22 protein-coding genes are annotated in these 24,862 nt (G+C 68.0%); 20 read left to right on the plus strand and 2 right to left on the minus strand.

Annotated elements, in window-relative coordinates; all coding sequences use genetic code 11:
• Window positions 1-2 precede the first annotated feature (2 nt).
• From V6D00_16465 to V6D00_16495, 7 genes are read left to right on the plus strand one after another with little or no spacing between them, the layout of a single operon-like run.
• Window positions 3-1,367, plus strand: coding sequence for a complex I subunit 1 family protein (locus V6D00_16465; protein ID HEY9900775.1), 1,365 nt, complete (start codon window positions 3-5; stop codon window positions 1,365-1,367).
• Window positions 1,367-1,861 carry an NADH-quinone oxidoreductase subunit I gene (locus tag V6D00_16470; protein ID HEY9900776.1) on the plus strand — a complete coding sequence of 165 codons (495 nt, stop codon included), beginning with the start codon at window positions 1,367-1,369 and terminating at the stop codon, window positions 1,859-1,861. Before V6D00_16465 ends, V6D00_16470 begins: the two co-directional genes overlap by 1 nt.
• Before the next feature lie 28 nt (window positions 1,862-1,889).
• Window positions 1,890-2,393, plus strand: a complete 504-nt coding sequence (locus V6D00_16475; protein ID HEY9900777.1) for an NADH-quinone oxidoreductase subunit J — start codon at window positions 1,890-1,892, stop codon at window positions 2,391-2,393.
• Window positions 2,394-2,401: 8 nt separating this feature from the next.
• Complete coding sequence (gene nuoK / locus V6D00_16480; protein ID HEY9900778.1) at window positions 2,402-2,704, plus strand: NADH-quinone oxidoreductase subunit NuoK; 303 nt, start codon at window positions 2,402-2,404, stop codon at window positions 2,702-2,704.
• Window positions 2,705-2,714: 10 nt separating this feature from the next.
• Window positions 2,715-4,682 (plus strand): NADH-quinone oxidoreductase subunit L, encoded by a 1,968-nt coding sequence (nuoL, locus tag V6D00_16485; GenBank protein ID HEY9900779.1) that lies wholly within the window; start codon window positions 2,715-2,717, stop codon window positions 4,680-4,682.
• Between the two features lie 10 nt (window positions 4,683-4,692).
• A complete protein-coding gene (locus tag V6D00_16490; protein ID HEY9900780.1) occupies window positions 4,693-6,231 on the plus strand; it encodes an NADH-quinone oxidoreductase subunit M in 1,539 nt (512 codons plus the stop codon).
• 3 nt (window positions 6,232-6,234) lie between these two features.
• The gene (locus tag V6D00_16495; GenBank protein ID HEY9900781.1) at window positions 6,235-7,722 is read left to right on the plus strand and encodes an NADH-quinone oxidoreductase subunit N; all 1,488 of its coding nucleotides are present in this window, start codon (window positions 6,235-6,237) and stop codon (window positions 7,720-7,722) included.
• A 67-nt stretch (window positions 7,723-7,789) separates the two neighbouring features.
• On the opposite strand, the gene V6D00_16500 is transcribed toward V6D00_16495, so the two are convergent.
• Window positions 7,790-8,515: a HAMP domain-containing sensor histidine kinase gene (locus V6D00_16500; GenBank protein HEY9900782.1), complete on the minus strand. Its 726-nt coding sequence runs from the start codon at window positions 8,513-8,515 to the stop codon at window positions 7,790-7,792.
• Window positions 8,516-8,634: 119 nt separating this feature from the next.
• Window positions 8,635-9,216 (minus strand): response regulator transcription factor, encoded by a 582-nt coding sequence (locus tag V6D00_16505; GenBank protein ID HEY9900783.1) that lies wholly within the window; start codon window positions 9,214-9,216, stop codon window positions 8,635-8,637.
• Between the two features lie 315 nt (window positions 9,217-9,531).
• On the opposite strand from V6D00_16505, the gene V6D00_16510 reads away from it, so the two are divergent.
• The 13 genes from V6D00_16510 (at window position 9,532) to V6D00_16570 (ending at window position 24,818) form a co-directional block, all read left to right on the plus strand.
• Window positions 9,532-10,437 carry a hypothetical protein gene (locus tag V6D00_16510; protein ID HEY9900784.1) on the plus strand — a complete coding sequence of 302 codons (906 nt, stop codon included), beginning with the start codon at window positions 9,532-9,534 and terminating at the stop codon, window positions 10,435-10,437.
• Between the two features lie 181 nt (window positions 10,438-10,618).
• A complete protein-coding gene (locus tag V6D00_16515) occupies window positions 10,619-11,812 on the plus strand; it encodes a porin (protein HEY9900785.1) in 1,194 nt (397 codons plus the stop codon).
• Window positions 11,813-11,822: 10 nt separating this feature from the next.
• A complete protein-coding gene (locus V6D00_16520; protein HEY9900786.1) occupies window positions 11,823-12,389 on the plus strand; it encodes an FMN-binding protein in 567 nt (188 codons plus the stop codon).
• 9 nt (window positions 12,390-12,398) lie between these two features.
• A complete protein-coding gene (locus V6D00_16525; GenBank protein ID HEY9900787.1) occupies window positions 12,399-13,169 on the plus strand; it encodes a PepSY domain-containing protein in 771 nt (256 codons plus the stop codon).
• On the plus strand, window positions 13,166-14,188 hold the full coding sequence (locus V6D00_16530; GenBank protein HEY9900788.1) for an FAD:protein FMN transferase: 1,023 nt from the start codon (window positions 13,166-13,168) through the stop codon (window positions 14,186-14,188). Before V6D00_16525 ends, V6D00_16530 begins: the two co-directional genes overlap by 4 nt.
• 122 nt (window positions 14,189-14,310) lie before the next feature.
• Complete coding sequence (locus V6D00_16535; GenBank protein ID HEY9900789.1) at window positions 14,311-15,537, plus strand: Ig-like domain-containing protein; 1,227 nt, start codon at window positions 14,311-14,313, stop codon at window positions 15,535-15,537.
• A 9-nt stretch (window positions 15,538-15,546) separates the two neighbouring features.
• A complete protein-coding gene (locus tag V6D00_16540) occupies window positions 15,547-16,842 on the plus strand; it encodes a hypothetical protein (protein ID HEY9900790.1) in 1,296 nt (431 codons plus the stop codon).
• A 20-nt stretch (window positions 16,843-16,862) separates the two neighbouring features.
• Window positions 16,863-18,527: a hypothetical protein gene (locus tag V6D00_16545; protein ID HEY9900791.1), complete on the plus strand. Its 1,665-nt coding sequence runs from the start codon at window positions 16,863-16,865 to the stop codon at window positions 18,525-18,527.
• A gap of 17 nt (window positions 18,528-18,544) precedes the next feature.
• Window positions 18,545-20,212 (plus strand): SUMF1/EgtB/PvdO family nonheme iron enzyme, encoded by a 1,668-nt coding sequence (locus V6D00_16550; GenBank protein ID HEY9900792.1) that lies wholly within the window; start codon window positions 18,545-18,547, stop codon window positions 20,210-20,212.
• 135 nt (window positions 20,213-20,347) lie between these two features.
• Window positions 20,348-21,295 carry a lipoyl synthase gene (gene lipA / locus V6D00_16555; protein ID HEY9900793.1) on the plus strand — a complete coding sequence of 316 codons (948 nt, stop codon included), beginning with the start codon at window positions 20,348-20,350 and terminating at the stop codon, window positions 21,293-21,295.
• Between the two features lie 32 nt (window positions 21,296-21,327).
• Window positions 21,328-22,464 carry a pyruvate dehydrogenase (acetyl-transferring) E1 component subunit alpha gene (gene pdhA / locus V6D00_16560; protein ID HEY9900794.1) on the plus strand — a complete coding sequence of 379 codons (1,137 nt, stop codon included), beginning with the start codon at window positions 21,328-21,330 and terminating at the stop codon, window positions 22,462-22,464.
• An 8-nt stretch (window positions 22,465-22,472) separates the two neighbouring features.
• Entirely contained in the window at window positions 22,473-23,438 is a 966-nt protein-coding gene (locus tag V6D00_16565) for an alpha-ketoacid dehydrogenase subunit beta (GenBank protein ID HEY9900795.1), read from the plus strand.
• Between the two features lie 15 nt (window positions 23,439-23,453).
• A complete protein-coding gene (locus V6D00_16570; protein ID HEY9900796.1) occupies window positions 23,454-24,818 on the plus strand; it encodes a dihydrolipoamide acetyltransferase family protein in 1,365 nt (454 codons plus the stop codon).
• Window positions 24,819-24,862: the final 44 nt, after the last annotated feature.

Raw genomic sequence — 24,862 nt, forward strand, 5'->3', positions numbered from 1 at the left:
CCATGACTTCGAACCTGCTACTCGACTTCGTCATCGTCGCCCTCAAGGCGGTGTTCCTGCTCCTGGTCCTCCTGGTGATGGCTCCGGTCCTGATCGTGCTCGAGCGCAAGATCTCGGCCTGGATCCAGGACCGCCCCGGCCCCAACCGGGCCGACATCGGCGGCTTCCGCCTGGCCGGCTTCGTCTACATCGTGGCCGACGCGATCAAGCTCTTCACCAAGGAGAACTTCACCCCGACCAACGCCAACCGCTTCTATTACTACCTGGCGCCCGCCATCTCGGTGGCGGTCGCCCTCTCCACCGGAGCGGTCCTGCCCTTCGCCGACACCCTCGTCTTCGGCGACGTCTCGGTCCCCATGCAGCTGCTGCCCATCAATGCCGGCTTGCTGTGGTTCTTCGGCGTGGCCTCGCTCGGCGTCTACGGGATCATCCTGGCGGGCTGGGCCTCGAACAACAAGTACTCGCTGCTGGGCGCCCTGCGCGGCAGCGCGCAGATCATCAGCTACGAGATCCCCATGGGCCTCTCGGTCGTCGGCCTCCTGATGGCCTACCAGACCCTGGAGCTGAACAAGATCGTCCTGGCGCAGGGCGGTCCCCTGAGCTTCTTCGGCCTGTTCGACCTCGGCTTCCACGTCGGCCCGGCCTGGATCGGCATCCCCAACTGGGGCGTGTTCATCCAGCCCCTCGCCTTCATCATCTTCCTGGTCGCCTCGTACGCGGAGACCAACCGCACCCCCTTCGACCTGGTCGAGTCCGAGGCCGAGATCGTCGCGGGCTTCCACGTCGAGTACAGCGCCATGAAGTTCGGTATGTTCTTCTTCGCCGAGTACATGGCGATGGTCGTCGCCTCTAGCATCATGACCACGCTGTTCTTCGGCGGGTGGCAAGTCCCCTTCTTCAGCACCCAGGCGCTGCAGCAGCTTTCGCTGCCCATGATTCGCGTCGGCCTGATCGGCACCATCGCGGTGCTGGCGCTGATGGCGGTGGGCCTGTTCAAGCTCTACCAGGCCAACAAGGGCCGCTTCGGCGACGCGCGCGACAACGAGGGCAAGATCCTCGGCGTGCTCGTCAGCGCCCTGGCGGTGCTCATCGCCGCAGTCCTCGTCGCGACCCTCTCGATCAGCGCCCTTCCCGTCTGGGGCGGGGTGGCCTTCGCCGCGGTCGCGCAGTTCGCCTCGTTCTTCGTGAAGATGTTCCTGATCGCCAGCACCTTCGTCTGGGTCCGCTGGACCGTGCCCCGGTTCCGCTATGACCAGCTGATGAGCCTCGGCTGGAAGACCCTCCTGCCCCTGGCGCTCGCCAACATCTTCGTCACCGGCGTGGTGATTCTCCTGATGAATCACTTCAAGCTTGGAGGTGGGATCTAATGTCGCTCAAGGTCGAACGCCCGACGTCGGACATCAAGGAGGAGATCTACCTCCTGGCCATCGTCAAGGGCATGGGTCTCACGCTCAAGCACCTGGTGTCGAGCCTCTTCAACCCTCGGAAGCTCCCCATCGTGGAGTACCCCGAGCAGCAGAAGCAGTTCCCCGCGGGCTACCGCGGCAAGCACCGCCTGACCAAGCGCGAGGACGGCTCGGTCCGCTGCGTGGCGTGCTACATGTGCGCCACGGCATGCCCTGCCGAGTGCATCCACATCGTGGCCGAGGAGTCCGAGGACCCCACGGTCGAGAAGCGCCCCGCGCGCTTCGACATCGACCTGCTGGAGTGCGTCTTCTGCGGGATGTGCGTCGAGGCGTGCCCGGTGGATGCCATCCGCATGGATTCGGGCATCTACTCGTTCACCGACTTCAATCGCAAGGACTTCGTCATCACCAAAGAAGAGCTGATGGCCGTCAAGCCGCAAGGCATGCCGGACTAGCCGCACCGAAGTAGGAGCCCCCCCTTCCATGCTATCCACCATCCTGTTCTATCTCCTGGCCACGGTGATGGTCCTCGGCGGTTTCGTCACCATCACCCGGCGCCACCCCCTCCCCGCGGCCCTCTCGATGGTCGTCTCGTTCATGGCCCTCTCGGGGCTCTACGCCCTCTTGTCGGCGCAGCTCATCGCGATCCTGCAGATCCTGGTCTACGCCGGGGCCATCGTCGCGCTGATCGTCTTCGTCATCATGCTGCTCAACGTCCGCGAGGAGAACCTCGACTACCACGAGGCCTTCTTCCCGCAGCTGGGCCTGGCCGTGGCGGGCCTGGTGCCGGTGGTCGGGCTCGTGCTGGCGGCCATCAACAAGCTGCCGAAGGATGCCTTCCCCCCGCTCAACGATCCGGCTTACGGATCCATCGAGCTGGTCGGCATGTTCCTTTACCAGAACTACGTCTTCGTCTTCGAGATGGTCTCGATCCTGCTCACGGTCGCCATGGTCGGCGTCGTGCTCTTGGCGAAACGCCGGATTTAGGAGCCCCCATGCTTACGCTGCAACACTTCCTGATCGCCAGCGTCCTGATGTTCGCCACCGGCGTCGCGGGCGTGGTCGGCCGCAAGAACCTGTTCATCGTCTTCATGTCGATCGAGCTGATGCTGAACGCGGTCAACCTGAGCTTCGTCGCCTTCGCCCGGTTCATGAACCAGCTCGACGGCCACGTCTTCGTCTTCCTCGTCATGGCCGTGGCCGCTGCCGAAGCCGCGATCGGGCTTGCGATCGTCATTTTGCTCTTCAAGAACAAGGAGTCGTTGAACGTCGACGACTTCTCCGTCATGAAGCGGTAGAGGTTTCCCGATGGAATCACACACCACCAACTTGCTACTCTGGGTGCCGCTGCTGCCGCTCCTCGGCGCGATCTTCAACGGCCTGTTGACCCTCTTCTACGCCAAGTCCGAGCACGGCGCCCCCAGGGGGCTCGTCTCGGCGGTCGCCGTCGGCGCCCCGCTCTTGGCCTTCTTCGTCGCCCTCAAGCTCTTCTTCGAGCTCAAGGGCATGGGCGAGGAGTCCCGCCTCATGATCCAGCACGTGGCCACCTGGATGCAGGCCGGTCAGCTGGACGTGGGCATCGACTTCATGCTCGACCCGCTCTCGGCGGTCATGATCCTGACGGTCACCTTCATCGGGACCCTCATCCACCTGTACTCGGTGGGCTACATGAGCCACGACCGCGGCTTCTCGCGCTACTTCACCTACCTGAACCTCTTCACCTTCTCGATGCTGGTGCTGGTGCTCGGCAAGAACCTGCCGATCATGTTCGTGGGCTGGGAGGGCGTGGGCGTCTGCTCGTACCTCCTGATCGGCTTCTGGTTCTCGGACATCAAGAAGGCGAACGCCGGCAACAAGGCGTTCATCACCAACCGCGTGGGCGACTTCGGCTTCCTGCTCGGTATCTTCTTCCTGTTCGTCTACACCATGAACCACGGCGGGGCGACCCTCGACTTCGTGGGCCTCAAGGCCTTCTTCGAGGCGCTGCCCAAGGGCGAGGCGCTGACCGTCACGGTGGCGACCACCGCGGCGCTGCTGCTGTTCATCGGCGCCATGGGCAAGAGCGCCCAGGTGCCCCTGCACGTGTGGCTCGCTGACGCGATGGCCGGCCCCACCCCGGTCTCGGCCCTGATCCACGCCGCGACGATGGTCACGGCGGGCGTCTACATGGTCGCGCGCTGCAACTTCATCTTCAGCCTGAGCCCGCTGGCCCAGACGGTCGTGGCCTCGATCGGCGCCCTCACGGCGCTGTTCGCGGCCACCATCGCCCTGACCCAGTCCGACATCAAGCGCGTGCTCGCCTACTCGACGGTCTCGCAGCTCGGCTACATGTTCGTCGGCGTGGGCATCGGCGCCTACGGCGCCGGCATGTTCCACGTGTTCACCCACGCCTTCTTCAAGGCACTGCTGTTCCTCGGCGCGGGCTCGGTCATCCACGCCATGCACGAGGAGCAGGACCTCTGGAAGATGGGCGGCCTTCGTTCCAAGATGCCCATCACCTTCGCGACCATGGGCATCGCGACGCTCGCCATCGCGGGCATCCCGCCCCTGGCCGGGTTCTTCTCGAAGGACGAGATCCTCTGGCACGCCTTCGGCCACCATCACTACGTCATCTATGGCGTGCTGCTGCTGACCGCGGGGATCACCGCCTACTACATGTTCCGCATGCTGTTCCTGGCGTTCTTCGGAACGCCCCGCGACAAGCACCGCGTGGAGCATGCCCACGAGAGCCCCTGGGTCATGGCCCTGCCGCTGGTGGTGCTGTGCATCGGCACCGTGGTGGTCGGCTTCCTCGGGGTTCCCCACGTCCTGGGCGGTCACAACCTGTTCGGCGAGTGGCTCGCGCCGGTCGTCGGGCATGCCGAGATCGAAGGTTTCTCGGCCGGCTTCGAGCTCGGCATGATGGCCCTCTCGGTCCTGGTCGCCGCCATCGGCATCGGCGTCGCCTATGCCCGCTACGGCAAGGCCGTCCCCGCCACCGAGCCCACCCGCACCGCCTGGTGGGACGTTCTCAAGAACAAGTACTTCATCGACGAGCTCATCGAGGCCGTCCTCATCAAGCCCCTGCGCTTCATTGCGTCGGTGCTGCTCTACAAGGGCGCCGAGGAGAACGGCATCGACAAGGCGGTCAACGAGACGCCGCGGCTCTACGCGGGGATCTCGGGCGCGGTCCGGACGTTGCAGAACGGCCTGATCCGCTCCTACGCCCTGATGATGCTCGTCGGGGCGGCCCTCATCGCCGTGTACTACCTCTTGAAGTTCGACACGCTGCATTAAGGATTGATCAATGGACCAGAACGTATTGTCGATCCTGATCTTCCTGCCGGTCGTCGCGGCGCTGGGCCTCATGCTCATGCCTTCGTCGTCGGAAAAGGGGATCAAGGGATTCGCGATGGTGGCCGCGCTCATTAACGCGGCCCTGGCGCTCTCGCTCCTGGGCACCTTCGACCCGGCCAAGGCCGGCTACCAGTTCGAAGTCAACGCGCCCTGGCTGCCGAGCGCCGGCATCTCCTACCACCTCGGCATCGACGGCATCAGCCTGGTGCTGGTCGTCCTGACGGCCGTGCTCACCCCGGTGGCGCTGCTGGCCTCCTGGAACCTGATCAAGGACCGGGTGAGGGGCTACTATGCCTGGATGCTGCTCTTCTCGGCGGGCATGATCGGCGCGGTCACCGCGCTCGACATGTTCCTCTTCTACGTCTTCTTCGAGCTGATGCTCATCCCGGCGTTCTTCCTCATCGGCCTCTGGGGCGGTGAGGGCCGGGTCAAGGCGACGGTCAAGTTCGTCGTCTACACCTTAGTCGGTTCGCTTTTCCTGTTCGTGGCCATCCTCTACCTCGCGGTCCGGCACCAGGCGACGACCGGCACCTGGAGCTTCCAGCTCGCCGATCTGATGGCCACCCCGCTGGCGGGGTCTGCCATGGTCTGGGCGTTCCTGGCCTTCGCCCTCGCCTTCGCGATCAAGAGCGGCCTCTTCCCGTTCCACACCTGGGCCCCCGACACCTACGTGGCGGCGCCCGCTCCGGTCACCTTCCTGGTGAGCGGCATCATGGGCAAGATCGGCGTCTACGGCTTCATCCGCTTCGCGGTGCCCCTCTTCCCCGAGGCCGCCAGGAGCGCCCAGCCCTACCTGATGGGCCTCGCGCTCATCGGTCTGATCTACGCGGCCTGGATCGCGCTGGCCCAGACCGACATCAAGCGCCTGCTCGCCTACAGCTCGGTCTCGCACATGGCGGTGATCCTGCTCGGCGTCTTCGCCCTGGACCAGCACGCCTGGACCGGCGCGGTGTTCATGTTCATGGCCCACGCGCTGGCGACCGGCGGCCTGTTCCTGCTGGTCGGCATGCTCGCCGAGCGCAAGGGCACCTCGATCGCCGACTTCGGCGGGATCGCCAAGGCGATGCCCTTCTTGACCACCGTCTTCGTCCTCGTGACGATGGCCTCGGTCGGCCTGCCGGGCCTCAACGGCTTCATCGGCGAGTTCATGATCCTGCTGGGCACCTACGCCAGCCACAACGTGATCGGCGTGGTCGCGACCACCTCGGTCATCTGGGGCGCCTGCTACATGCTGTGGATGGTCTCTCGGACCTTCTTCGGCGAGGAGCCGAAGCAAGCCAAGCCGCTCGCGGACCTCTCGCTGCGCGAGGCCCTCGTCATCGTTCCCATCGCGCTCGTCATCGTCTACACGGGCTTCGTGCCCCAGCCGGTGCTCTCGCGAATCGACGCCTCGGTCCAGGCCGTGCTGGGTCCCGTCAACGCGACCGTCAAGGCCGCCACGGCGGAGCCTGCGGCGACCGAAGGCGATCACCACGCCGGAGGGCACTAAGGCATGATGAACATGGAAATCCACTGGCTCTCGATCCTGCCCATCATCATCGTCATGGTGACGGGCCTGGGCCTCACCTTCCTGCGGACCCCCGCGCTGCTGGGCGGGCTTTCCCTCTCGGCCCTGGCGCTCGCCGCCATGGTCTCGGGCGTGGACCTGGTCCAGAGCCCGGCGGGCTTCAAGCGCGTCCTCTTCCACGGGGTCGTGACCTTCGACGCCTACAGCCACTTCTTCACCCTGCTGCTGATCGGCTGTGCCGCGCTCACCCTGGTGGCGGCGTGGGCCTACTTCCCTCGCGAGAAGATGGCCCAGAGCGAGGTCTACTCCCTGCTCATGCTCAGCCTGAGCGGGATGCTGATCCTGCCGGCGGCGACCCACCTGATCGCGGTCTTCATCGCGATCGAGATCATGTCGATCGCCATCTATGCCCTCGTCGGCGCCCGCCGCATGGACATGAAGAGCAACGAGTCGTCGCTCAAGTACTTCCTGCTGGGCTCCTTCGCCTCGGGCATCATCCTCTACGGCATCGCCTTGACCTACGGTGCGGCGGGCTCGATCCAGTTCGACGCCCTGCGCGACTTCGCGGCCAGCCCCGATCCCGCCAGGCTGCCGCTCTTCATCGCGGGCATCGCGATGCTCGTCATCGGCTTCGGCTTCAAGGTCGCGGCGGCTCCGTTCCACGCCTGGACCCCCGACGTGTACGAGGGCGCTCCGGCGCCGATCACCGGCTTCATGGCGACCGCGGTCAAGGCGGCCTCGTTCGCCTTCATCCTCCGCACCATGGCGGTCGCCTTCCTGCCCGTCAAGGCCGAGTGGGTGGAGGTGGTGGCGGCCCTGGCCGTGGTCACCATGTTCACCGGCAACATCCTGGCCTTCGTCCAGGGCAACATCAAGCGCATGCTGGCCTACTCCAGCATCGCTCACACCGGCTACATGATGATGGGCCTCACCGCCCTGTCGAACCAGGAGGGCGCCTACGCCGGTGCCGCGATCCTCTACTACCTGGTCGCCTACTGCCTGACGAATATCGCCCTCTTCGCGGCGATCGGCTTCGTCAGCAAGCAGGGCGAGAAGCTGGTCGAGATCGAGGACCTCGCGGGCCTCGGCGCCAAGTTCCCCGGCCTCTCGCTGGTGATCGCCATCTGCATGGCGAGCCTGATCGGGATCCCGCCCACGGCGGGCTTCTTCGGGAAGTACTTCCTGTTCAGCGCCGTCATCCAGCAGGGCTACGCCTGGCTCGCCGTGATCGGCATCATCAACTCGATCCTCTCGGTCTACTACTACCTGCGGGTGGTCGTGGTGATGTACTTCAAGGAGCCCCGGGCGGACTGGTCCGACATGACCGGCCTGGTGCCCGTCCGGATCGTGGGCGTCTTCTGCGCCGTGATGATCGTGTGGGCCGGCGTCGGCGCCACCAGCCTCCTGTACCTGGTCCCGGGGGCGCAGCCCCTGATGGCCTGGGCCAAGACCTCGGTCGCCAGCCTCTTCTAGAGGAAGGCCCGAAAGCCCGAAGGGACCGGCAGTACTGCCGGTCCCTTCGGGCTTTTCGTCGTGAGGGCTACGAGCGCGGGAGGGTGAAGCTGAAGACGCTGCCCGCCCCAAGCCGGCTCTCGACCGAGAGGGTGCCCCCGTGAAGGTCCAGAATGGCCTTGCAGACGTTGAGGCCGATCCCCAGGCGATCGCCGCATTCCTCCCTGCCCAGGTAGAAGGGCTCGAAGAGGGTCTCGAGCGCGTCGGGCGCGATGCCGCAGCCGGTGTCCTCGACCCGGCAGCGCAGCCACGGCCCGTCCGGGGCCGTGCTGACCCTCACGTGGCCGCCGCTCGGCGTGAAGCGCACCGCGTTGGCCAGAAGGTTGCGCAGCAGGTGGGTGATGCGGGCGGCGTCCCCCATGCACCCGGAGGGCCCGGTGCTCGGGGCGTGCCTCACCTCGACGCCCCGGGCCGAAGCCTGGGGCCGGATGCTCGCGATCGCCTCGGCGGCGCAGGCGTCGAGGTCGAGGGGCCTCACGTGAAGGACGACGCGCCGGGCGTGGTGGAGGCTGAGCTCGAGCAGGTCGCTCACCCGGTCGTGCATGTCCAGCGAGCTGGTGCGGATGCGCTCGACGTGGCGCCGCTGGGCATCGGTGAGGCTGCCCGTCGCCTCGAGCGAGAGCAGCTGGGCGGCGACGTTGATCGCCATGAGGGGCGAGCGCAGGCCGTGCGAGACCGTGTTCAGGAAGCGGTCCGGAGTCGTGCCGGGCTCGGTCGCCGGGAGGTGGAACGCGCTGGGATCGTTGCTCGGCATCTCTTACCCGCCTGCCATGTCCGGAGCTTCGGGGTGCTCCTGACGGTCCGAGGGAAGTCTAGCGCAGCGCAATCGGAAAAGGCCAGGGACGAAAGTCCCGGCTGCCTCGGCGCGCGGGCTTACCCGATCACGCCGAGCTGCTGGCAGAGGAGGACCGCCTGGGTACGGTTGTTCACTTCCAGCTTGTCGTAGATGCGCGAGAGGTGGTTCTTGATGGTCTTGTCGCTGAGGCAGAGGCGCTCGGCGATCGCGCGGTTTTCGAGCCCGCGGGCGAGCAAGGTGACGATCTCGCGCTCGCGCTCGGTAAGCGCCTCGAGCACGATCGGGGCCGGCAGGGTCGGTGCCTTGCGCCGGCGGCGCGCCAGGGCCTGCTCGATGACCTCGTTGAGCTTGTGCAGGTCCCGCAGGGGCTTCTGCAGGAAGTCGAAGGCGCGCCCGCCGCGCAGGGCCAGAATGGCGTCGTCCATGGTGCCTTGGCCTGTCAGGAAGATCACCTCGATGCCGGCGTCGAGCTCCTTGAGCAGCGAGAGCAGCTGCAAGCCGTCGAGCCCGGGCATCTTGAGGTCGGTCACGACGACGTCGAACGCCTCCTGCTTGAAGAGGCTCACGGCCTCGTGGGTGCTTGCGGCGGTCTTGGCCTGGTAGCCGAAATGGGTCAGCCACTCGTGGAGCATCGCGAGCAGCTCGCGTTCGTCGTCCACGAGCAGGATTCGCGCGCCTGAAGAAGGTGAGGATTCGTGCATGATGCGGACGGCCTGCCTGAATAGAGGGAAGGGAGATGATGCAAAATACGTTAGCACGTTTCGCGGCGGGGGGGGAGGCCCGGTCGTGCTTGGTGCATCGCGGGGAATTGACGCGCGCCGACTCGTAACCGATGCGAAAGAGGTAAGATTCCGCCTCGCTTAGCGATATCCTCACGCAACGGCCGGCTAATTTCGCACGTTGAAGGGTAACATGGGGTAGAAGCGTGCAAGCGCCCCTTCGTCCCCCCCGGCGAGCGAAAGTGACCAACCGCGATGAAACACGTCTCGAAGATCCTGGGCATCGCTGCGATCGCCCTGACCCTTTCCGGCTGCGACGCCCTCAAGAACCTCACGCCGGGCGACCTCAACGCCATGCTCGCCGAGGCGGGCCTCGAGCTCAGGCTGACCGATGCCGCGGGCAACGCCAGAAGCCTCAAGCGAGACGAGATCAAGGCGGTGTACCTGGACGGCAAGCAACTGACACCCGACCAGTACGACGTCGTTGACGGCAAGATCAAGTTCCGCAACGTGCCGCGCGACAAGCAGCAGAAGGTCAAGATCGAGCTCAACGACGACCTGGGTACCCTCGATGGCCTTGACCTGGACACCCGCGAGGGCCACGAGTTCAGCAACCGGGAAGTCTTCGTGCCCGGGGCCGACGGCCGCTTCCACGAGGGCGAGCCCGGCCTCGAACCCGAAGAGGCCTTCCAGCGTCAGCACGCCGAGGATCTGATGCACCGGATCACCCTCGACCTGAACCTTTCGGGCCTCAAGCCCGGCAACGTCAGGTTCTTCGGCGGGGCGCACACCAGGGAGCTGGCCGAGCGCGTCCACGGCCTCGCGCCCATGGCCTTCGACGCACCCGCCGAGGGCGACCTCCGGATGGACGTCCAGGTGCTCAACCTGACCGGCCCCAGCGCGTCGGACGTCCTGGACGTGACCTGGTTCGTGGCCTTTTCGCTCGAAGGGGAGTCCGTCAAGGTCCAGCGCTTCAAGATCAAGAAGGCCGATCTCAAGCGCCAGGATCCCGCTTCCGGCGAGCTGCCGCCCGCCCAGCTGCTCTCGGCTGCTGACATCGAGCTGGTCGGAGCCGAGACCTTCGACACCTTCGAGCAGGCCCGGTCGCAGTACCACTTCGAGGTGCCCATGGCGCCGCTCGCGCCCGGGGCTGGGCAGTAGATCGGCGCCGACGCCCAAGGTCGCGGGGGGCCCCGGGTCACTCCAGACCCGGGGCCCCCTCGTCACTTCTTGTTCTTATTGACAATCCCTCGCAAGAGGGCTTACTCTGGTGGCTGTTGATAATGAGAATGATTCTCAAAGTCATTGGCTTCGCCCTTCCACCCGCACGAGGAAGTCTTCAATGAAACATGCCATGCCCGTTCTCGCCGCCCTCAGCGTCCTGGTTGCCGCCCCCGCCTGGGCGCAGGCCCCCGCGCCCGAAAAGGCCCCGAGCATCACCTCCAACCAGGGCCCCGGCGGCCGCGCGATCACCTCCTTCGACCGACGCGCCCAGTCGCGGGTCGGGGGTTACTTCGACAACGAGTTCAGCCTGCCCCTCGACGGCAAGGACAGCACCTTCCGGCAGCACCGCCTGATCCTCCAGGCGTCCAGCTACCTGCACGAGAACCTCTTCTTCAACACCGAGATCGAGTACGAGTACGGCGGCCAGATCAACGCCAACACCAAGGACGGCGAGCTCAAGATCGAGCAGGCCTGGGCCGACTACCGCATCAACGACGCCCTCTCCCTGCGCGGCGGCGTGGTCCTCGTCCCCTTCGGCATCGTCAACGTCCTCCACGACTCGGACGTGCGCGAGACGACCAACCGTCCCCTGATGGCCGACAAGGTCGTGCCCAGCACCTGGATGGACACCGGCGCCGGCTTCCACGGCTTCGTCTATCCCACCGAGGACATGCAGGTCTCGTACGAGGCCTACGTGACCAACGGCCTCAGCGACAAGATCAGCGCCGACAAGGGTCTCAAGGACGCCCGCCCCAGCTTCAAGAAGGACAACAACGGCAACAAGGCCGTGTCGGGCCGCCTCTCCGTCAGCCCCTGGCTCGGTCTCGATCTCGGCCTGAGCGGTTACCGCGGGGTGTACGACGCCAACCGCAACCTGAGCATGCTGGGCGCCGACACCACCCTCTCGCTCGGCCCCGTCGAGATCCTCGGCGAGTACGCCAACGTCCAGAGCGAGGGCGGCACCTTCGCCGCCGACGCCACCCAGCCCACCGTCCTCACGTCCATCCCGGGCACCATGGAGGGCTACTACGTCGAGGGCCGCTATCGCTTCTTCCCCGAGATCCTGCACGGCACCTTCATGGGGCGCGAGGGCGGCTTCCCGCAGGCCAGCATGGCCCTGGTGGGGCGCTATGGCCAGGCGAGCACCGACAAGGCGAACCCCGGCACGAAGAACGACCAGACCGAGTACCTGGTGGGCCTCAACTACCGCCCCATCCAGACCTTCGTGACCAAGCTCGAGTACCAGCGCCTGGCCGATCCGATCGGCGGCAACAAGGACGCCATCTGGAGCTCGATCGCGGTCGGCTTCTAGGGAGGACGCCATGAGGATTGCATTGCCGCTCGTCGCGTTCGCGGCGATCGCGACGGCCCTGCCGGCCTTCGCGGAAGAAGAGGTCCCCCAGCTCTACGAGCAGGTCTACCTGACCAAGGAGCAGGCCCTCAAGATCGCCTTGCCCCAGGGTGACCCGGTGGTGAAGCGGGAGTACGCCCCTCGCCCCGAGGAGCGCAAGCGGATCGAGCGCCGCCTGGGCCGCAAGGTCACCGAGGACTCGTTCGCGGTCTACCAGAGCACGAGCGGCGGCAAGCCCTCCGGTTACGCCATGATCCTGGACGAGCAGGGGAAGTACTACCCCATGACCTTCGTGGTCGGTCTCAAGCCGGACGGCAGCGTCCGCGACGTGGCCATCATGGTGTACCGGGAGCGGCGCGGCGACGACGTCAAGCGTCGCCGCTTCCTCAACCAGTTCCAGGGCAAGACGGCCGAGGACCCGCTGATGGTCAACCGGGACATCATCCACCTGACGGGCGCGACGGTCTCGTCCTGGTCGGTCGCAGCCGGGGTCAAGAAGGCCGTCGTGATCGTCGACGAGCTGACGCATGCGCACTAAGAGGACGCCATGACCCGCACCATGCTGACCCTGCACCGCTGGCTCGGCCTCGTGGCCGGGGTGATGATCCTGATCGCCGCTTTCACGGCGATCGGCCTCAACCACCAGGACGCTTGGCGTCGAACGCCCCAGGCGGCTGCGGCCAGCTCGCCCTTCCAGAAGTACGTCCTCTCGACCGCCGTGGATCCGTCGGATTCGCGGCGCGTCCTGGTCGGCACCGCAGATGGCCTGTTTCGCTCGCTGGACGGGGGCTCGACCTGGGAGGAGGCCGTGCTGCCCGTCCCCGCCGAGCAGGTGGGGACCATCCTCTTCGATCCCGGCCGAGCGGGGGTGGTCTACCTGGCGCTTCGCTCCATCGGGGTCTTCCGCTCCGAGGACCACGGCGACATCTGGGAGGAGCTGATCCTTCCCTTCTACCCCCCGGAGGGCACCCAGGTGGCGGGGCTCTCCCTCGATGGCGAGGGGCGCCTTTCGATCGCGAGCACCGACGGCCTCTACCGCCAGGCTTCCCCCGCCGGGGTGTGGGAGCGCGTGGGCAAGGCCGCCGCGCGTCCCGAGGACGGCAAGGGCTTCACGCAGCTGGTTTACGACCTGCACGACGGCCGCTTCTGGGGGACCTACGGGGTGCCCGTCACCGACGCGGTCTCGGTCGCCTTGATCGGGCTGGTGCTTAGCGGGTACCTGCTCTACTTCGGGCGCCTCGTCCGGGTGCGCCTGGGACGCCTGCGGGCCGCGCGCCTAGCCCGCGACAAGGCCCGCGAGCCGCTGGTCTCGCCATGAGGAGCCGCGCCTCGCGGGCCCTCGGGCTTGTCCTCTTCGGCCTGTCGCTCGTGGTCCCAGGCCTGCCCGCTGCGGCGCAGGAGGACGGCTTCCGCACGCAGGTCCGCTACGCCATGGGCACCCTCTGGACCATCGAGGCGCGCGGCCCCGGGGTGGATGAAGCGATGGAGCGGGCCTTTACCGAGGTGAAGCGCCTGGACGGGTGTCTCAGCACCTACCGGCCGGAAAGCGAGCTCTCGCGGGTCAACCGCGGGGCGGCGCGCGGCTGGGTGGGCGTCAGCGCCGAGACACTCGCCCTCTTGCGGCGCTCGCTCTCCTACGCCGAGCAGAGCGGCGGTGCCTTCGATCCCACGGTCGCTCCGCTGGTCCGGGCGTGGGGCTTCAAGTACCTGGACTACCGCATGCCTGATGAGGCCGCCATCGCCCGGGCCCGCGCCAAGGTGGGCTACCGGGGCGTCCGGCTCGATCCGAGGCGCGGGGTTCGCTTCGAGCGGCCCGGCATGGAGCTCGATCTCGGGGCGATCGCGAAGGGCTACGCCGTGGACCGGGCCCTGGCGGTGCTCCGGGCGAACGGGGCGATCGCCGCCCGGGTGGACGCGGGGGGCAACCAGGGCGTCTGGGGGCCGCCGGAGGTGGGCGAGGCGTGGTCCTTCGGGATCAAGCACCCCCGCGAGGAGGGCGAGGTGCTCGGGGTCGTGCCGCTGAAGGCGGGGGGCGTCTCCACCTCGGGGGATGCGGAGCGCGGCTTCTGGAAGGACGGGGTGCGCTACGGCCACGTGGTGGATCCCGCCACGGGGAGGCCGGTGCAGGGCCGGCTGAGCGTCACGGTCGTCGCCCCCACCGCCGAGGAGGCCGACGCCCTGTCCACGACCCTGTACGTCCTGGGCCCCGAGCGGGGCAGGGCGTATCTGGCGAATCACCCCGGGGCCGCGGCGCTCTACGTCCTGCCCCGGAGCCAGCAGGGAGCCTTTGCGATCGAGAAGGACGCGCGCTTCCCCTGGTTGTCATGGGGCGACTGAAGCAAGGCGCGACCTCCCGCTTGTTTGACGGCCGCTCGCCTGGGTATGCTGCCTACGCGTGCTGTGCGCCGCTCGAAATGGCGTGCCGAGTTTTGCAAGCGGTGGTAGTTGTGAGGATGCTCGTGGGGCCTCAATTTCGCTCGCTGGTCTTCCTGTTGGTGCTGTTCTGGAGCCTTTCTTCGGTGACCGGCTGCGCCCCCGGCGACGAGGAGGGCCCCCCCGTGGTCGGCGTGCCGCAGGCCACCCCCACCCCCTCGGGGGAGGTCGGGGGCGCGATCGGAACGGGGGACGGAGGCACCTCGCCGACTCCGGCTCCGGCCCCTGCGATCACCCTCTGGCTGAAGGTCACGACCGACAGCCTCTTCGTACCGCCGGTGGACGGCGGCACTCCGCTCTACCCGAGCGCCTTCCTGTTCGTCGCGGAGGCGAGCAGCCCCTCGCTGCCCATCACCTGGCAGTCCTCGGACACGCGCCTCGCCACCGTGGACCCGGAGGGTCGGGTGCGCGCCGTACGCCCCGGGACCGTGGTCATCACCGCCCGCTGCCAGGACGCCCGGGCCACGGCCAGCGTCACGGTGGCGGAAAAGGCGCGCTTGTCTATCTCCACGCAGGGTGCGCCCGGGCAGACCAGCCGCGTCGAGTTGAGCGTGCGCGATGACCAAGGGCAACTGGTGGCGAGTCAGGCGACTTCCGACCTCACGCGCCTCGGCAACCTCACGGTCGAGGCCATCGCCCGCGACGCGGGCGGCCGGGCGCTCGCGGCGGGCCGCGCCGAGGGCGTGAGCCTCTTTCCCAACCAGCTGAGGTCCCTTGCGATCCCGCTGAACGTCCCGCACCTCGACGCCGTCGCGAGCGCCGGCCCCCGGGCCGTGGCGACCCTGACGGGCAGCGGCTTCTCGCAGTGGATCAAGCTGCAGGGCGGCCAGCAACTGAGCTACGCTCCGAGCGTGTCCGCCGACTTCGACGGGGTCCCCGCGACGCTCACGGTGGTGAGCGACGCGGCCGCCCGGGTCACGGTCCCGGCCACCCTCGCCGGGGCTTCCGCCCGGCCCTTCACCCTCAGCGTCGGAGGCTGCCCGGTGAGTTCGACCTTCAGGCTGGTGGGGGCGATCCGGATCGACCCCTTCCCGGACACCATGGCGAACCTGAGCAAGCGCCGCTACACCGCGATCGCCTACGACACGGCGGGCCAACCCCTGAGCGACGCCGAGCTCGCCTGGGAGGCGAGCGACAAGGGGGGCGGCACCATGACCACCGACGGCAACTTCATGGCCACCACGCCCGGTACTTCGTTCATCACCGTCCGGTCCGGCGCGGTGACCGCGACCACCTCGGTCACCGTGCAGTAAGGAGGAGCCGTGAGAAGCGCACCCTTCACCCTGGCCCTGATCCTCGGCGTCGCCGGCTGCGCCCTGGTGGCCCCCGGCGCCAGGCCTCCCCTCTCTGCCCAGGCCCTTCCCGCCGTGCAGGGGAGCCTCGAGCCCGGGGTACTGAACCGGCTCCGGACGGTGCAGGCCGATCTGGTCAACGACGTGGCCAAGGGGGCCACCGTCTCCTTCATCCAGCCGGGTGCCTCGCCCCTGACGGTGGCGACCACCGTCACGGACGCCCAGGGCGGCTTCGTGCTGAGGCTGGGCAGTTCCTTTCGCCCCGACGCGGGGGCCGTCTACTACCTGGAGGCGGTCAAGGGCCTCGGCTCCAATCATGCCGGCAACAGCGCCGCTCGCGTCAGGACCCTGATCCGCTGGAGCGCCGGCGGCTGGGAGAGCCTCACCGGCTCGGGCATCACCCTGAGCCTCGCCACCACCGCGATCGCCGCCGCCGCCCAGATCAACACCGCGCAAGGGGCCACCGTGGCCCTCGACGGCCTCATGAGCAAGTTGCAGGCGGGTGTTTCGGACGGCGTCACCCCGAGCACCTTCACGCCGGTGCCGAACCTCTCGGTCGCCGACTACCGGGGGGCCTACGCGGTGGTCAGCGCGGCCCTCGGCGGCGACCTGGATCCCCTGGCGAGCATCGACAAGGCACCGGGAGGCTTCTTTCTCAAGCCGACCGGCGGGATCGGGATCCTGCCCGGCCTCGGCGCCGACGTGGGGGACACGGTGACCCTGTCGGGGATCCCCTTCGAGGCCCAGGCCGCCGACAACCACGTCCGCTTCAACGGCGTGCCCGCGACCGTGACCGGGGTCGCGGGGGACCGCCGCTCCATCCAGGTGACGGTGCCCGACGGGGCGGCACGAGGGCCGGTGACGGTCGAGCTGCCTTCCAGGACCACCGCGGTGGCGGACTATCCCATCCTGGGGACCCTCCGCCTCGCCCTTTCCGGCATCCCGGGGGCCACGGCGACGGCGAGCGTCGTCCTCACGCCCGCGAGCGGGCCGGCGGTCTCGGCGACGATCGCAAGCCCCGGCGCCACGGCCTCGCTCGTCTTCAAGGGCCTCGCGCCGGGCGACGGCTGGACCCTGAGCGCCCAAGCCGTGAACGCCGCCAACCAGGTCTGGGCGAGCACGACCCGGATCGACGGCCCCCCCGACGCGATGACCCTCGTGCCCCTGCCGGTGCCCGGCCCCTTCACCCTCAAGTCGGGGCTGAACGCGTGGACGGCCGGCCTGCGGATCGCGCCCGTCTCGGTGACGGCGAGCGCGAGTTACTAGCCATGCGCGCGGAGGTGACAATGCAAAAGCGGAGCTTGAGCCGGGCGGCGCTGGCGCTGGGGGCGACCCTGCTTGCCGCCTGCCAGGCGATGGGGCCCGGGCGGCCGGACCTCGTGCCGGGTGCCGGCCAGGCGGCACAGGCGCTGACCACGGTCGTGCGAGGCAAGGGGGTCTTTCCCGCTCGCGCGATCGCAGCGACGGCCACCGACGTGACGGCCTACGCCACCGCGACCCTGCTCGAGTCCGCCACGGGCCGGGCGATCGCAACCGGCCTCACCAACGCGCAGGGGGCCTTCACCCTCGCGCCCGGGGCGGCCTTCTCCCCGGCCCTCGATGCCTGTTACGACCTGCAGGTGACCAAGCGCGTCGGCGGGGCGGTCACGGGCAACAACCAGCTCTCCCTGCTCACGGTGCTCAAGTGGACCAGCGGTGGCTGGGCCAGCATCACCAACGCGGCGGGCGGCGCGGGCAGCATCGTGGTCAACCCGACGACCACCGCCGTGGCGCTCATCGACCGAGAGGACCCCGCCACGGCCTACGCGGACGTGATCGGCAAGGTCTCGGGGGCGAACCTGGATGGGGTGAGCGTCTTCACCACGCACACGGTCCCCGAGATCGCGGCCCGGGTCGCCGCGGTCACCGCCCAGCTCCAGCAGGACGTGGACCCGGTGGGCGATCGCCCCGCATCGTCGGGGGTCATGGCCCCCGACGACCCAGGGGATGCGACCCTGCACCACGATTACCAGGTGACCAAGGCCGGGGTGACGAGCACCTTCGTCTGGATCCCGGTCTTCACGGCCTACCAGCTCATCGACCCGGCAGGCTCGGGCTACCCTGCCTTGCCCATCGGGACCTGGGTCAAGAACCCGCCCGGCAGCGGCACCGTGGAGGTGCACTGGGCGCGCGAGACCTTCGGGGGCTTCTACGTCGCCAAGTACGAGGCGAGTCACGCCGATGCGGCGCAGGGCGCCGCGGGGACCGGGGCGGGGGCGACCGTCGGCACCTCGTCCACCCTCAAGGTCCAGGTCCGCTGCGTGCCGTGGGGGAGCGTGAAGTGGGACGATGCCGCCACGGCGTGCCTCGCCTACGACGTCCACGCGCACCTGATGCGGGACGATGAGTGGACGGCCCTTGCCGTCTGGTCGATGGTCAACGGCGTCACGGTGTACGGCAACAACGACAACCTCAAGGATCTGGACGATGCCGCGGTGACCTTCCTCGGGGACCCGAACCAGGCCAATCGCGCCCTGAGCGGGACGGGCGCCAAGGCGGGCTGGACCGGGAACACCAACCTGACGACCCACACCGGGACCACCGCCGGGGTTTACGACCTCAACGGCAACGTCTGGGAGTGGACCGAGACGGTCGCGGCCGCCCCGACCACCGGCAACTTCGTCATCAACGGGGTCGACACGGGCCTCAAGACCTCGGCGGGCTACCTCAGCGCCCTGAGCACCGACCCACGCCTGCGTCGGTACGGCTTGCCGGGCGCGACCACCGGTTCCCCTGACGCCGCCTGGGGTGGCGACAACTACTGGCTGGCCACGGTGGCCAAGATCAAGATGTACCGGGGCGGGTCCTGGTACAACGGGGGACAGTCGGGCGTCTGGGCGAGCGACATCGACGAGCCCCGGAATACCTCCAAGGCCCAGCTGGGCTTCCGCCCCGTCCTATCCTTCCGATGAGCGATAGAGGTGCGTCGATGAATACCAAGCGCTTGAACCGGATGGCGATCGCCCTGGCCGCGACGCTGCTTGCAGCCTGCCACGCGGCCCCGCCCGGCGCCCCGTCGCTCGCCTCCGGGCCGCTCCTCGGCGCGGCGAACAACCAGGTCCTGCCTGCCGCGGTCTCCGGACGGGTGGCCTTTCCGCTCGCCCCAGCCTCCGAGCGCCAGGTAACGGCCGCGAGCGCCGACGTCTCGGCCTATGCCACCGTCTCTCTGATCGATCCCGGCACGGCCCGCCCCATGGCGACGGGCCTCACCGACGCCCAGGGGACCTTCGCCATCGACGTGGACACCACCTTCAGCCCCGTGGAGAACGCCCACTACTACCTGCAGGTGATCAAGCGCGCCGGGGGGACCAGCGGCAACCAGGTCTCCATGCTCACGGTCCTCAAGTGGACGAAGGCCGGCTGGGCCAGCATCACCAACCGGACGGGCGGCACCGGCACGGTGGTCATCAATCCGACGACCACGGCCGTCGCCCTGATCGACCGCGACGACCCGGCCACCTCCTTCGACGACATCCTCGGGCTGGTCTCCGGCACCACCTTCGACTCGGTCGCTTCGGTCAAGGGCAACGCCGTCCCGGCGATCCTGAGCCGGGTGGCGGCCGTCACCACCCAGCTCCTCCAGGATCTGGACCCGCTGGGCGATCGCCCCCTGCTCGGCGCGGGGCTGCTCGCGCCCGGCGACAACGGCGACGAGGCGATCCACCACGACTATGCGGTGACCAAGAACGGCCAGACGAGCACCTTCGTCTGGATCCCGCTCTTCACGGCCTACCAGCTCATCGTACCGGCGAACTGCGGGGCGACGAACGCGGGCAGCCCGCCGGGGGCCTGGGTCAAGACGCAGCCGAGCACCGGGACCGAGGGCGCCGACTGGGCGCGCGAGACCTTCGGGGGCTTCTACGCCGGCAAGTACGAGGCCTCGCGCAACGATGCGACGAATGCGGCCGCGGGCAGCTCCGGCGTCCTCAAGGTGCAGGCAAGCCGGGTGCCGTGGGTCAGCGTCGACTGGGACGCGGCAGCGAATGCCTGCCTCGCCTACGACGCCCACTGCCACCTGATGCGGGACGACGAGTGGACCGCCCTTGCCGTCTGGTCGATGATCAACGGCGTGAAGGTGTACGGCAACAACAACAGCCGGAAGGACGCCGATGACGCGGGCGTCACCTTCACCGCCGACCCGACCCGGGCGGCTCGGGCCCTGACGGGGACGGGCACCCGGGCGGGCTGGACCGGGGGCACCAACCTGACGACGCACACCGGGACCACCGCCGGGGTGTACGACCTCAACGGCAACGTCTGGGAATGGACGGCGACCCTCGGGGCCGAGTACGGCCAGTACCTCGTGAACGACGTGTACCTTCCCTTGAACGCGCCCACGACCGGCGAGCGCTTCACCGCCATCCAGACGGACCCGCAGCTGCGGCGCTACGGGGTGGCGAGCGCGGTCGACTGGGTCGGGGTCGCTCCCTTCCACTACGACTACTTCTGGATCCAGACCGACCAGGTTGCGGCCAGGAGCTATCGGGGAGGCGACGCCGACGACGGGACCTACGCCGGGATCTGGAGCATCTCGCTCTACGGCCCGCGCACCGACGTCGGCCCCCTGGTCGGCTTCCGCCCGGCGCTCAGGTATTGAGGGGGCATGCTGCCTAGAAACGAGGGACCACCTTCGCTTTGACGGAACGCCACGCACCGGGTACCATTAATGGCGGCCTGCTAGCGCCCAGATGCCCTCTCGGTAGGCATTTGACCCGGAAAGCGAGACGACCCCATGGACACCAAGCGCAAGCCCGATTGGCTCAAGATTCGCCCGCCCGCCGGCGAGCGCTACCTCGCCATCAAGGAGAACCTCCGCACCCTCAACCTCCACACCGTCTGCGAGGAGGCCTCGTGCCCCAACGTCGCGGAGTGCTGGGGCGGGGGCACCGCCACCATGATGGTCATGGGCGACACCTGCACCCGCGGCTGCCGCTTCTGCCACATCAAGACCGCCAAGGAGGGCGCCCCCCTCGACCCCGAGGAGCCGGCGAAGGTCGCCCTCCAGGTCGACGTGATGGGGCTCGACTACGTGGTCCTCACCTCGGTCGATCGCGACGACCTGCCGGACGGCGGAGCCGCCCACTTCGCGGCGGTCATCCGCGCCATCAAGGAGCGCACCCCCAAGGTCCTGGTCGAGGTCCTGATTCCCGACTTCCAGGGCGACATCAAGGCCCTGTGCGCGGTGGTCGAGTCGGGCCCCGACGTCGTCGCTCACAACGTGGAGACGGTGCGCCGCCTGACTCCCAAGGTGCGCGATCGCCGCGCCCAGTACGCCCAGAGCCTCAAGGTCCTCTCGGACGTCAAGCGCATCGCGCCCGACGTCGTCACCAAGACCTCGATCATGGTCGGGCTCGGCGAGACCGACGAGGAGGTCATGGAGACCCTGCGCGACCTGCGCGAGTACGATTGCCAGATCGTCACCTTCGGCCAGTACCTGCGGCCGACCGCCAAGCACCTCGAGGTGGTGGAGTTCGTCACCCCCCAGAAGTTCGCCGACTTCCAGATGTGGGCCGAGGAGCTGGGCTTCCTCTACGTGGCGAGCGGTCCCCTGGTCCGCTCCAGCTACCGTGCGGGCGAGCTCTTCATCAAGGGCATGATCGAGAACCAGAAACAGAACCCGAAGCTCTCCCAGGACGCCAGCGCGTCCGCTTCCAACGACGTGAGCCATCAGCCGGCGTGAGCCGGCTGAGACACTGAAGGAGAACAAGACCCGTGAGTTTAGTCGAGTTTGAGGTCGGTAAGAACGCGTCGGTGCCGACGGCGCCCCTCACCGTCCTTCGCGAGGACGACACCGCCGATCCCGCGCTGATGCCAGAGGTCTCCGACGAGGACCTGCGTGCGATTTACCGCACGATGATCCAGACGCGGACGCTCGACGAGCGGATGGTGACCTTGCAGCGCCAGGGCCGCATCGCCTTCTACATGCAGAGTACGGGTGAAGAGGCCACGACCGTCGGCTCGGCTTACGCCCTGCGCCCGGGGGACTGGATCTTCCCGTGCTACCGCGAGCAGGGGGCTTACCTCTGGCGCGGCGCCACCGTGCAGGAGATGGCCCACCAGTGCTACGGCAACTACCTCGACTACACCAAGGGCCGTCAAATGCCCGTCCACTACTCGTTCCGTCACCTGAACATCGTCTCGGTCTCGAGCCCCCTCATGACGCAGGTGCCCCACGCCGTGGGTACCGCCTGGGCCATGAAGCTCCGCAAGGACCCGTACGTCACCATGACCTACTTCGGTGAGGGTTCGACGTCCGAGGGCGACTTCCACGTCGCCATGAACTTCGCCGGCGTCTACAAGACCCCGACCGTCTTCTTCCTGCGCAACAACGGCTGGGCGATCTCGACGCCCGCCTCGGTGCAGACGGCCAGCGAGAACTTCGCCATGAAGGCGAACGCCTACGGCTTCGAGGGCGTCCAGGTGGATGGCAACGACGTCCTCGCCGTCATCGTCGCGACCCGTCGCGCCGTGGACAAGGCCCTGCGCGGCGAGGGCCCGACGCTCATCGAGGCCCTCACCTACCGCGTCGGCGCCCACTCCACCTCGGACGACCCCTCGGGCTACCGGACCGAGGACCACGTCTCGCCCTGGCGGGACAAGGATCCCGTCCAGCGCTTCCAGCGCTTCCTCGCCAAGCGCGGGCTCTGGAGCCCCGAATGGGAGGCCGAGCTGCAGGAGCGCTTCAAGCAGGAAATCCTGGAAGCGATCGAGGTCGCCGAGAAGACCCCCGGGCCTGCCCCCGAGACCATTTTCGAGGACGTCTACGCCGAAAAGCCCCGGTTCCTCCAGGAGCAGGAGGCTGAACTGATGGAAAGCCTGCAGCAGACGAAGGCGGAGGGAGCCCGATAATGCCCACGATGAACATCATCCAAGCCGTCAACGACGCCTTGAAGATCCAGATGCGCCAGGATGACCGGGTGGTCGTCATGGGCGAGGACGTGGGCAAGTTTGGCGGCGTCTTCCGCGCCACCGTCGGCCTGCAACAGGAGTTCGGCGAGGACCGGGTCGTCGACACGCCCCTCTCCGAGGCCGGCATCATCGGCACCGCCATCGGCATGGCCCTCTACGGCATGCGCCCGGTCCCCGAAATCCAGTTCATGGACTACATCTTCCCCGCCATCGACCAGATCATCAACGAGATGGCCAAGTTCCGTTACCGCTCGGGGGGGCAGTACACCTGCCCGGTCGTCATCCGCACCCCCTACGGCGGTGGGATCCGCGGCGGGCACTACCACTCGCAGTCCAACGAGGCCTATTTCACCCACACCCCCGGCCTCAAGGTGGTCGTTCCCTCCAACCCCTATGATGCCAAGGGCCTGCTCCTGGCCGCCATGCGGCAGGACGATCCCGTGATCTTCATGGAGCCCAAGCGCATGTACCGCGCGGCCAAGGGCGAGGTCCCCGAGGGGGACTACACGGTCGAGCTCGGCAAGGCCAAGGTCCTCAAGGAAGGCAAGGACGTCACCGTCATCGCCTACGGCTCCATGGTCCACACGGCCCTCGAGGCCGTGACCAAGGCCGAGGCCGAGGGCATCGACGTCGAGCTGATCGACCTGCGATCGCTCGTGCCCCTTGACCTCGACACCATCATCGCCTCGGTCGAGAAGACCGGCCGCGTGGTCATCGTGCAGGAGGCCCCCAAGTCGACCGGCTTCGCCGCCGAGCTGATCGCGCTGATCAATGAGCATGCGCTTCTCAGCCTCGAGGCCCCCGTCGTCCGCGTCACCGGCTGGGACACCCCCTTCCCCTACACCCTGGACCTGGAGTACCTTCCCAGTGCCGATCGCGTCCTCCAGGGGATGCGCAAGACCCTCAACTTCTAGGAGGCGGAACAGAGAATGAGCACCGTTACCGGCAACGTTTTCGATTTCCGTCTGCCCGACATCGGCGAAGGGGTCGTCGAGGGCGAGCTCGTCACCTGGCTGGTCAAGCCCGGTGACGAGGTGGGCGCCGACCAGCCCATGTTCGAGGTCATGACCGACAAGGCGACCGTCGAGATCCCCTCGCCCCGCAAGGGCAAGATCCTCGCGACCTTCGGCAAGGAGGGCGAGATCATCAACGTGGGCGACGTGGTCGTCACCATCGAGATGGCCCCCGGCCAGACCGCGCCCGTCATGCACGGCCACGACCGCGCGCCCGAGGCCCCCGCGCCGGCCGTTGCGGGCGCTTCGTGCAGCGCGACCCAGCTCTTCGACACCCTGCCCACCGGCGCCCCCATCGCCGAGGTCGTCACCGAGGTCCCCGCCGAGCTGCCCCAGTTCGAGGCCGGCCGCCGCGTGCTCGCCACCCCGGCGACCCGCAAGCTCGCCCGCGAGCTGGGCGTCGAGATCGGCCGGGTGCCCGGCTCGGGCATCAACGGCCGGGTGGTGAAGGGCGACGTGTCGGCCTTCCACCAGCGCCTGAGCGCGCCGGTCACCCCCGCGGTGGCCCCGGTCGCCGCGCCGGCCCCGGTGGCGGCCGTGGCGGCCGTCCCCGCCGCCGCGCCCCTGGCCTCGTTCGGTCCCGAGGAGCGCATCCCCATGAAGGGCGTGCGCAAGAAGATCGCCGAGAAGATGGTCCAGTCCAAGTTCACGGCGCCCCACTTCACCTACATGGACGAGATGGACGCGACCAAGCTCATCGCGCTGCGCGCCGAGTCCAAGCCCCTGGCCGAGGCCGAGGGGATCAAGCTGACCTACCTGCCCTTCATCATGAAGGCGGTGGTCGCGGCCCTCAAGCAGTTCCCGACCCTCAACGCCAGCCTCGACGATGCGACCAACGAGCTGGTCATCAAGCACTACTACAACCTGGGCATCGCCGTGGCCGGCGAGAACGGGCTCATCGTCCCCGTCATCAAGGACGTGGACAAGAAGAGCATCCTCGAGCTGGCCAAGGAGATCGCCGAGGTCGCCGAGCGCGCCCGCATCGGCCGCAACAACCCGGACGACCTCAAGGGCGGCACCTTCACGCTGTCGAGCATCGGCAACGTGGGCGGCCTGTTCGCCACGCCCATCATCAATCACCCCGAGGTGGGGATCCTCGCCATCATGAAGATCCAGGATCGCCCGGTGGTGCGCGACGGAGCGATCGTCGCCGCCAAGATGATGAACCTGGCCCTGAGCTTCGACCACCGCGTGGTGGACGGTGCGGTGGGCGCGGACTTCACCAACCTGGTCATCAAGCTGCTCGAGAACCCGACCAAGCTGATGCTCGCGATGAGCTAAGGGTCAGATCCACCCCGTCAAGCATGCGAGAAGCCCGGAGGATG

It is taken from the genome of Pantanalinema sp. (assembly GCA_036704125.1).
Lineage (GTDB): Bacteria > Cyanobacteriota > Sericytochromatia > S15B-MN24 > UBA4093 > JAGIBK01.